The 335-nt window shown below is 54.0% G+C and carries 1 pseudogene; it reads right to left on the reverse strand.

Annotated features, from left to right (window positions below):
• Window positions 1-316, reverse strand: a pseudogene (locus HMPREF2871_RS09275) (type IV secretion protein Rhs); the annotation flags it as partial.
• Window positions 317-335: the final 19 nt, after the last annotated feature.

The raw sequence follows: 335 nt of genomic DNA on the forward strand, positions 1-335 counted from the left end.
CCCAGACGAAGTGGGTGCGTTTCGGGTCGGTACTGGTCCAGGCAAGTTTGTCTTGGCGTTCTTTAGAAAGACGTCGTCCGAACGGGTCGTAGGCGTATGTCCAAATCTCGGTATTGCCGGCGGGCTTTTTGATTTCGGCGCGGACGAGTTGGTTTTCGAGATCGTATTGGTAATATTGGTTTTCGCCGTTGGGCAGCTGGCGGTAGATTAGGTTGCCCAATGCGTCGTAGGTGTATTCGATGCCGTTGTATTCTTTGAGGCGGTTGCCGCTGACAAGATTGTTGCCCTTTCCTTCGGCCGCTTTGTCGGAAAGGATGTTGTGGGCGGGGTCGAAG

Source organism: Neisseria sp. HMSC067G12, assembly GCF_001812725.1.
GTDB classification, from domain to species: Bacteria; Pseudomonadota; Gammaproteobacteria; order Burkholderiales; family Neisseriaceae; genus Neisseria; species Neisseria perflava.